Here is an 8,710-nt window from a genome sequence, read left to right as displayed (position 1 = left end):
GTCCTGCTCCACTTGAGCGCGTGCTTCTGCGTGTCATTGCAGAAGTTCCAGACGTAATTCACCGCTCGGCTCTGCTTGTTAAGCAGTCCGTTGAGCGACTTCACCCGGTAGCGGTAGACAAGAATCATGCCGGTGATCCTAACCCGTGGAAGAAGCTGCCTGTCAACAGCACGCCTTTCCTCCCCGTCCTGAAGGATGGGGTTTCTCGGAGCAACTGATGAATTCCCCCGTTGTTCACCTAACGCAAGCCGGCCGGCTCGATCGCTTCTTCATCGACGGTGACTGGGTGCTGCCCGACGGTAGCGACCGGTTCGCGGTCGTCAGCCCGTCCACGGAAGACGCACTGTGCGAGATCCCGCTCGGCAGCGCGCGCGACGCCGATCGCGCGGTGCAGGCCGCGCGCAATGCGTTCGAACGCTGGTCCGCGACGTCGCCGCATGAACGCGCGGCGTTGCTCGATCGCATCCATGCGTTGATCCTGGAGCGCGCCGAGCTGTTCGCCACCGCGCTCGCGCTGGAGATGGGCGCGCCGATCGGCTATGCCCGCGGCGCGCACGTGCCGCTCGCGGCCGAGCATATTCGCGTTGCACGCGACAACCTCGCGCGCTACCCGTTCGTCGAGCGGCGCGGGACGAGCGCGGTCGCGCGCGAGCCGATCGGCGTGTGCGCGCTGATCACGCCGTGGAACTGGCCGATCTACCAGATCACCGCGAAGGTCGGGCCGGCGCTCGCGGCAGGCTGTACGGTGGTGCTGAAGCCGAGCGAGCTGTCGCCGCTCAGCGCGCTGCTGTTCGCGGAAGTGGTCGCCGATGCGGGCGTGCCGGCAGGCGTATTCAACCTCGTGAGCGGCAGCGGCGAAACGGTGGGCGCCGCGCTTTCGTCGCACCCGGAGGTCGACATGGTGTCGATCACCGGCTCGACGCGGGCCGGCGTGCTGGTCGCGCAGGCGGCCGCGCCGACCGTCAAGCGCGTCGCGCAGGAGCTGGGCGGCAAGTCGCCGAATCTCGTGTTGCCGGATGCGGACCTGCAGCGCGCGATCGCGCCGGGCGTGGCCGCCGCGTTCCGCAACATGGGGCAATCGTGCAGCGCACCGACCCGCATGATCGTGCCGCGAGCCGTGCTCGGCGAGGTCGAGGCGCTGGCCGTCGCGGCGATGCAAGCGCTCGTCGTCGGCGATCCGTTCGACGAGGCAACGACGCACGGGCCGCTCGCCAATCGCGCACAGTTCGGCCGGGTCGCGCAGATGATCGACGTGGGCATCGACGAACGCGCGAAGCTGATCGCGGGCGGCCCCGGCCGGCCTGCGGGTTTCGACAAGGGTTTCTATGCGCGGCCGACGATTTTCTCCGAGGTGCGCACCGACATGGCGATCGCGCAGCAGGAGATCTTCGGTCCGGTGCTCGCGATCCTGCCTTACGACACTGTCGACGAAGCGGTCGCCATCGCGAACGACACGGTCTACGGGCTCGGCGCGCATGTGCAGGGCACCGACATGGAGCGCGTGCGCGCGGTGGCCGCCCGCATCCGCTCGGGGCAGGTGCACCTGAACTACCCCGCATGGGATCCCCAGGCACCGTTCGGCGGATACAAGCAGTCGGGCAACGGCCGCGAGTACGGGATCGAAGGGATGGAGGAGTATATGGAGATCAAGTCTATCGTCGGCTATTACGACTGACCCAGCCGCTGCGCGAGATACGCGCCGGCGATACAGTTGGAAGCCCGCTACATTCCGAAGGTGCCGAAATTGGACAACCCCGTCATCCCCGACCTGACACTGCACGCGCATCATGCGCACTGGGCGAAACTGCGCCGCGACCTGCATGCGCATCCCGAATTGCGATTCGAAGAACACCGGACAGCCGACGTCGTCGCACACGAGCTCGAAGCGCTCGGCTATGCGGTGTCGCGCGGGCTGGGCGGCACGGGCGTGGTCGCGAGCCTGCCCGGCGCGGATCCGGGCCGCGGCATCGTGCTGCGCGCGGATCTCGACGCATTGCCGATCCACGAAGCCAACGACTTCGCGCATGCGTCGTGCACGCACGGGATCATGCACGCGTGCGGCCATGACGGCCACACCGTGATGTTGCTCGGCGCCGCACGCGTGCTGAAGGAGATGCCGCAGTTGCCCGGCACCGTTCATTTCGTGTTTCAGCCGGGCGAAGAGGGCGGCGCGGGCGCGCGCAAGATGATCGACGACGGGCTGTTCGAGCAATACCCGACGGAAGCGGTATTCGGCATGCACAACTGGCCCGGGTTGCCGGCCGGGCATTTCGGGTTGCGCACCGGCGCGATCATGGCCGCGGGTTCGCGCTTCAGGATCACCGTGACGGGCAAGGGCGCGCACGCGGCGCAGCCGCATCTGGGCATCGATCCGGTGCCGCTCGCGTGCTCGATGGTGCTGCAGTGTCAGACCATCGCCGCGCGGCACAAGGATCCGGTGGATCCCGCGGTCATTTCCGTCTGCATGTTCCATGCGGGCACGACGGACAACGTGATTCCCGACACCGCCGAGTTGCGCGGCACGATCCGCACGCTGTCGTCGTCATTGCAGCAGAAGCTGCAGCGCGACATGCGGCTCGCGTGCGAGGGATTGGCGGGCGCCTATGGCGCGCAGGTCGACGTGGAATTCTTTCAGTACTACCCCGCGACGGTCAACACGCCGGCCGAGACGACCTTCTGCGAGACGGTGATTCGCGATACGTTCGGCGACGAACGCCTGTTTCGCGACGTGCCGCCGAACATGACGTCAGAAGACTTCGGCTTCATGCTCGAGGAGCGGCCGGGCGCTTACGTGCTGATCGGCAATGCGCAGGACGGCGCGAGCGCACCGGCGCTGCATCACCCGAAATACGACTTCAACGACGACATCATTCCGGCCGGCGTCCGGTACTGGGTCGCGCTGGCGCAGCATTATTTCTCGCGATCGCCGTGATGCGTCGGGGCGGCGTCGAAACAGCCGGGGTGAGCCGTGCGATTTGCCGCCGCTTCGATGTGATCGCCGCGGATTATCTGACGTGCCACGTTGCACGACGACACTCTTTTGAAGGACTGCTTGATGACCCAGGAACATGAAGTGAAGGAGCGCGGCGCGACGTCGGCGCTTCACTACCGCAGATTCACCGCGGCGGACGTCCCCGCCGCCCATGCCCTTTCCATGGCGCTTCGCTGGCCGTTCCGGGCGGAAGACTGGCAGTTTTCCGCCGATACGTCGATCGCGTTCGCGGCCGAGGAGAACGGCGTCGTCATCGGCACGGCGATGTGCTGGAAGTACGGCGCGGATCGTGCGGCGATCGGGCATGTGATCGTGTCCGACGCGCATCAGGGCCGCGGCATCGGCCGCAAACTGATGGAGACGCTCCTCGACGAACTGGGGCCGCGCATCACGTTTCTGCACGCGACGCCGGCCGGTCGGCCGCTCTACGAGAAACTGGGGTTCAACGTGTGCGGGTCGCTGGGCCAGTATCAGGGCAACGTGGAGCGGCCCGCCGCGGTGGCCGTGCCCGAGGGCGAGCGGCTGCGTGCCGGTTCGCCGGCCGACTGGCCGCGCCTCGTCGAACTCGACGCCCGTGCGTCCGGCCTCGAACGCGAAGCGCTGTTGTCCACGTTGCAGAGGCGGGGCGAATGCGTCGTGCTCGAACGCGACGGCGAGGTCGTCGGGTTTTCGGTGCTGCGGCGCTTCGGTCGCGGTTACGTGATCGGCCCGGTAGCCGCGCCGCGTTCGAGCGACGATGCGCATGCGAAGGCGCTGATCGCCTATTGGCTGACGAAACGGGACGGCGAATTCGTGCGTATCGATGTGCCTGACGGGACCTGCCTACCGGAGTGGCTGGGCGAACAGGGACTGAAACAGGTGGATACCTGTTCGAAGATGGTTCGCAACGCGCCGGCCGCGTCACATGAGGGCGCGGCCGACCCGGTAGTCGGACTGTACGGGCTGGTCAGTCAGGCCATGTTGTAAACCGCGGCGGACGAATTCAGCGGGCCCGACCCAGTTGCTCGTCGATCGTGCGGGTCAGCGGCGACTGGACATCACCGGTGTGCCGGGTCTGCACGGGCTCGATCAGCACGATCCAGCATTCGTCGTCGGCGACCGGATTATGCTGCGTGCCGCGCGGCACGACATGCATCGAGCCGGCGGGCACGTCGGCGACGCGGCCGCCTTCGTACTCGATCCTGAGGTGGCCGCGCACGACGAAGAACAGCTCGTCTTCGTGCGCGTGGTCGTGCCATACGAGCTGGCCGCGCACTTTCGCGACCTTCACATACTGATCGTTGACCTGCGCGACCACCTTGGGCGACCAGTATTCGGATACGTCGGCGAATGCGGCCTCGAGGTCGAACGATTTGGCAAACGGAAGGGCAGGTGCGGTCATCTCGTCTCCGGTGGGCGGTTGTACGCAGCCGCGATCGACACCGGCGGATGGCCGATCGCCGACAGGCAGGAGCAACCGATTATATTGACGCCGTCATTTCGCTGCCCGAGGTCCGGACGCCGCGCCATCCGGTGCATTCGCCGGGCCGCCGCCGCGTGGCCGCCGTCGCCGGCGACGGCATGGCGGTCGCGGCGAACCGGCCACGCCGCGGCGACCGGTTCCCCCCGGCGACTGCCCGCACCGCCGCGCGGCGCATGAAGGCGCGGTATCGCGCTCAACGGACGAGCGCGGCCGCGAAGTCGCGATACGTCCGCAGCGGGCGGCCGAGGATCGCGGTCAACCGCTCGACGTCGCCGGCCTCCGGCATCATGCCGTCGCTGACGTAGCGTTCGGCCATCAGCCGCATTTCATACGCCATCCATTTCGGCATGAACTTCGCGAAATTGTCTTCGAACGGCGTGGGATCGTCGCCGCCATAGGCAACCGGGCGGCCGAGCGTGTCCGACCAGATGGACGCGAGCTGCGGGCCGGTCAGCGTGTCGGGGCCGACCAGGTTGAGGGTGTCGACCGGCAGCTTGCCGGGCGCGTCGTTGCGGCGGATCAACTCGATCGCCGCGACTTCCGCGAGGTCGCGCACGTCGATCATCGCGACGCCCTTGCCGCCGATCGGGATCGGGTAAATGCCATGCCCGACGATGACGTCCTTGATCATCGATTCGTTGTCCATGAAATACGCGGCCCGCAGGATCGTCGCGCTGAAGCCCATCTGCTCGATCATCCGCTCGGCGCCGGATTTCACCGCGAAGTGCGGCACGTTCACGAAGCGGTCGGCGTGGAGGACGGACAGGTAGACGACACGCTCGATACCCGCTTCGCGGGCGAGATTCAGCGCGATCAGCGCCTGCGTGAATTCGTCGCCCGCCACGCCGTTGAGCAGGAACAGCGTGCGCACGCCGGAGAACGCGGTGCGAAGGGCGTCGACGTCGAGCATGTCGCCTTGCGCGACGGACACTGTCGCCGGAAAGTCGGCCTTGGACGGATCGCGCACCAGTACGCGCACGTCGGCGCCGCGATCGACGAGTTGACGGACGAGCTGGCGGCCGACACGGCCGGTGGCGCCGGTAACGAGAATGGTCATGATGTTCACTCCTGAGGTAACGATGGGATTGACTGCCCACGTAAGTTAGGTGATCCACATGCGATCCGGAAGATGTGATAAATAGACATGCCGTCTCATTGGTGGAACACATGGACCTGCTCGCTCTCGCCGATTTCAATCTCGTCGCCCGCCATGGCAGCTTCGGGGAAGCCGCGCGCGCGGCCGATCGCCCGAAGGCGACGCTGTCGCGCCGCGTCGCGGAACTGGAGAACAGCCTGTCGCTGCGCCTGTTCGAGCGCGGCTCGCGCGGCGTGACGCTCACGCAGGAAGGGCGCGCGCTCTACGAGCGCACGGGCGTGCTGCTCGCGGAGCTCGCCGACAGCGCGTCGGCGATCGCATCGGGGAGCGAGCGGCCGCGCGGCCGGCTGCGCATCAGCGCGCCGATGCTCTTTTCGCAGTTCGCGATGGGCAAGCTGGTGGCGACGTTCGCGCTGAAATACCCGGACGTCCGGCTGGAGGTAACGACGGAAGATCGGCCCGTCGACATGATCGACGAAGGTGTCGACCTCGTGATCCGCGTGAACCCGGACCCTGATGAAAGCCTGATCGGGCGCGTGTTCCTGCGCGACCGGCTGGTCGTCGTCGCGAAGCCCGGGCTGGCGCGGCCGAGTGGCGACGCGCCCGTACCGGCCGTCGTGCGCGGCGCGAACGACGGCCGTGCTGCATGGGAGGTCTCGCACGCGGCCGGAACGTCGCGCATCCCGATCGAACCGGTGGCACGGCTGTCGTCGCTGATCATGGTGCGCGATACGGTCCGCCTCGGCCTGGGTGCCGCATGTCTGCCGGTGTCGCTCGTGAGCCGCGATCTGGCCGCCGGCACGCTCGTCAGCTGGGGCGACGTGCCGGGGCCCGATATCGCGGTATGGGCGCTGTATCCGTCCAGGCGGCTGTTGAGCGCGCGCGTTTCCGCGTTTCTCGATCACCTGAAAGACGCGTTTCCGTCCGGACAGCCGGAAGAACTCGCGGCGTATATCGAAACCGGGCAGTGAAGCTGCGCGGGTAGTTTCTCCCGCGCACGGCGATGCGTCATGCGGGCGTCACGGCCCGCCCGGTCTTGCCGCGTCGCCCGCGTCGACCTTGATCGTGTGTTCTTTCGACACCAGCCGGGCCCCGGCCATGCTGCCGCCGCCGAATCGCAACTTCAGGAGCGCGGGTTCGTTTGCATCGAGCCCCGACACGTAATCCAGGCCATGAAGTGCCGCGCGATCGTGGAACGGAATGAACCACGTGGAGCAGAAGTCCGACGTGGGCGTCGGGCATCGGGCGTGAATGTCGAGCCGCCTCGCGGAGAATGGATAGTCCTCCACATCGGTTGCATCCGCATCGAATTGCCGCCGGACGGTGACCGGCGTGACTGCGTACTGGAGGTAGACGTGGTCGGCCCACAGCGTTCGGTCGAACGACGCCGGATCTTGTGCGGTAAATGCAATGATCGCGAGCCCGTTCGAGTCCCGCTTCTGGATTTCATATCGGCTGACATCCAGTGACGTGCAGCTTGCACAGGCGATTGCCAGGCCTGTCGTGAAGCCGATCAAGTTCATCCGGTCATGCATTTCATTCTCCCCGGCACCGTTCGCCCCCGGTTTGCTTGCGATACGACGACCCGCGACGCCCGTTACATCGGGGTGCCCGCCCCCTCGGCGGGCGAGGCCGCCGCGTGCATGGCCTGATCGAGCAGCGCGTGCGCGGCTTGCCACGCGCGCCCGGCTGCTGCGGAATCGTTGAACGCCCGTGCTTCCACCGTTGCACCATCGAGCAGCATCATGAAGACGGTCGCCAGCCGGTTTGCCGTGTCGGGCGGCACAAGCGCTTCGATCAGTTCGGTGATCCACTCGACCATCTTGCGGCGATAACGGATGGCGACGTCCGAGATCGGCGCATAGGCGGTGCCGAATTCGGCCAGTGCGCGCTCGAACAGGCATCCGGCAAATTCAGGCGTCCTGAACCAGGCACCGTACCAGTCGAAGATGGTCTTGACGCGTTCGACCGGATCGGCAGTGTGCCGAAGCTGCGCATCGATGCTGCCGACGATCAGGTCGTAACGCTGGACGAGGACTTCGCGGATGAGTTCGTCCTTGCTTGCAAAATGTCGATACAGCGTCATTCGGGCGACGCCGGAATCGTCGATGATCCAGTCGACACCCACCGGGTGGAATCCGTGCCTGGAGAACAGTTCGGTGGCCTTGTCTACCACCTGTTGGCGCTTGTTGGCTCGCACGAGCAGCTCCTCCTCGATATTTCAAGCCATAGACCGATTATTCTAGCATCCTGCCGCTCGATGAAATTCCGCGTTCCGGCCTTCACGCGGAAGGCTTCTTTCCTCGAGAACACTCAGCCGTCGGGCCGGTTTTCAAGTCATCTTGACTATTGGATAGACCGATATGTATCATTTGAACCCAGTGAGCGGCAATCGACGTTTTCCGGGATTGATTCGGAAATAAGGGGCGGGGTGCTTCTGTCGGGTGGTGCCGCAACGGCACGGTAACGGCATCGAGGAAGGGCGGTTGCAGCGCCTCGTGCGCATCCGAGCCTTCGTCAGTGCGGCGGTGCCGCGATGTTTCAAGCCGAAAAGAGAACCTGAGAGAACCCTGGATGCGGCCAGGCGGACGATTCCGCCGCCGTTGCGGGGGCGGGCTCGCGGGTGAATGCGCGCATTCAGTACGGCGCAAATAAAGACGTGAGGAAAGTACCCATGACCCGCCGTTTACTCGCACCGGGGCTGCTGTTGCTGTTGGCCGCGTGCGCGCAGGATCCGTCGGTTACCAGCAACACGGTACGGATCTGCGACGACACAGGTTGTTCCGATCGCCCTAAAGATCAGGTCTCCTATCAAAAAAGGGACGACGCGGAGGACCGTGAGGATCCGCGCATCGCCGCGCTCAAGCAGACCGCGAAGACCCAGCCGAAGGCCGCCTACGACCTCGGCCTGCGTTATTTCCGCGGCGACGGCGTGCGCCAGGACAGCTACCAGGCCCTCAAGTGGATGCGCGAGGCTGCCGAACGCGGCGACCTGCAGGCGCAGAAGGCGCTCGGCAGCTTCTACCTGTTCGGCCTCGAGGAAATGGGCTCCGACGCGCGCGAAGCGGAGAAGTGGCTGTCGATCGCGGCCGGCCGCGGCGACAAGGAATCGAAAAAGCTGCTCGACCTCGCGCGCAAGGCCAAGAAGGAAGACGAGGAC

General features: G+C 66.1%; 9 protein-coding genes and 1 pseudogene. 5 read left to right on the top strand and 5 right to left on the bottom strand.

Annotated features, from left to right (window positions below; translation table 11 throughout):
• Positions 1-128 (bottom strand): annotated as a pseudogene (locus tag U5798_RS36695) (RNA-guided endonuclease TnpB family protein); the annotation flags it as partial.
• Between the two features lie 89 nt (positions 129-217).
• Here U5798_RS36695 and U5798_RS36690 point away from each other — a divergent pair.
• From U5798_RS36690 to U5798_RS36680, 3 genes are all read left to right on the top strand, one after another.
• The gene (locus tag U5798_RS36690; RefSeq protein ID WP_322084860.1) at positions 218-1,675 is read left to right on the top strand and encodes an aldehyde dehydrogenase family protein; all 1,458 of its coding nucleotides are present in this window, start codon (positions 218-220) and stop codon (positions 1,673-1,675) included.
• Positions 1,676-1,744: 69 nt separating this feature from the next.
• Positions 1,745-2,932: a M20 aminoacylase family protein gene (locus U5798_RS36685; RefSeq protein WP_322084859.1), complete on the top strand. Its 1,188-nt coding sequence runs from the start codon at positions 1,745-1,747 to the stop codon at positions 2,930-2,932.
• Between the two features lie 123 nt (positions 2,933-3,055).
• On the top strand, positions 3,056-3,958 hold the full coding sequence (locus U5798_RS36680; protein ID WP_322084858.1) for a GNAT family N-acetyltransferase: 903 nt from the start codon (positions 3,056-3,058) through the stop codon (positions 3,956-3,958).
• Between the two features lie 16 nt (positions 3,959-3,974).
• On the opposite strand, the gene U5798_RS36675 is transcribed toward U5798_RS36680, so the two are convergent.
• Positions 3,975-4,373, bottom strand: coding sequence for a cupin domain-containing protein (locus U5798_RS36675; protein WP_322084857.1), 399 nt, complete (start codon positions 4,371-4,373; stop codon positions 3,975-3,977).
• Between the two features lie 274 nt (positions 4,374-4,647).
• Positions 4,648-5,511, bottom strand: a complete 864-nt coding sequence (locus U5798_RS36670) for an NmrA/HSCARG family protein (protein ID WP_322084856.1) — start codon at positions 5,509-5,511, stop codon at positions 4,648-4,650.
• A gap of 110 nt (positions 5,512-5,621) precedes the next feature.
• Here U5798_RS36670 and U5798_RS36665 point away from each other — a divergent pair, with 110 nt between their 5' ends.
• A complete protein-coding gene (locus U5798_RS36665) occupies positions 5,622-6,521 on the top strand; it encodes a LysR family transcriptional regulator (protein WP_322084855.1) in 900 nt (299 codons plus the stop codon).
• 48 nt (positions 6,522-6,569) lie between these two features.
• Here the strand turns inward: U5798_RS36665 and U5798_RS36660 are convergent, their stop codons facing one another.
• Entirely contained in the window at positions 6,570-7,085 is a 516-nt protein-coding gene (locus U5798_RS36660) for a hypothetical protein (protein WP_322084854.1), read from the bottom strand.
• 62 nt (positions 7,086-7,147) lie between these two features.
• Entirely contained in the window at positions 7,148-7,750 is a 603-nt protein-coding gene (locus U5798_RS36655; RefSeq protein WP_322084853.1) for a TetR/AcrR family transcriptional regulator, read from the bottom strand.
• A 474-nt stretch (positions 7,751-8,224) separates the two neighbouring features.
• On the opposite strand from U5798_RS36655, the gene U5798_RS36650 reads away from it, so the two are divergent.
• The coding region (locus tag U5798_RS36650) for a sel1 repeat family protein (protein ID WP_322084852.1) at positions 8,225-8,710 on the top strand (486 nt) is incomplete at its 3' end.

This window comes from Burkholderia sp. BCC1972, assembly GCF_905339605.1.
In the GTDB taxonomy this organism is placed as follows: domain Bacteria; phylum Pseudomonadota; class Gammaproteobacteria; order Burkholderiales; family Burkholderiaceae; genus Burkholderia.
This window is presented reverse-complemented; position numbering and strand designations above follow the sequence as displayed.

Coding starts and splice junctions, on each gene's coding strand:
- U5798_RS36660 (WP_322084854.1), bottom strand. CDS start 7,085: ATGCATGACCGGATGAACTTGATCGGCTTCACGACAGGCCTGGCAATC.
- U5798_RS36665 (WP_322084855.1), top strand. CDS start 5,622: ATGGACCTGCTCGCTCTCGCCGATTTCAATCTCGTCGCCCGCCATGGC.
- U5798_RS36680 (WP_322084858.1), top strand. CDS start 3,056: ATGACCCAGGAACATGAAGTGAAGGAGCGCGGCGCGACGTCGGCGCTT.
- U5798_RS36670 (WP_322084856.1), bottom strand. CDS start 5,511: ATGACCATTCTCGTTACCGGCGCCACCGGCCGTGTCGGCCGCCAGCTC.
- U5798_RS36675 (WP_322084857.1), bottom strand. CDS start 4,373: ATGACCGCACCTGCCCTTCCGTTTGCCAAATCGTTCGACCTCGAGGCC.
- U5798_RS36690 (WP_322084860.1), top strand. CDS start 218: ATGAATTCCCCCGTTGTTCACCTAACGCAAGCCGGCCGGCTCGATCGC.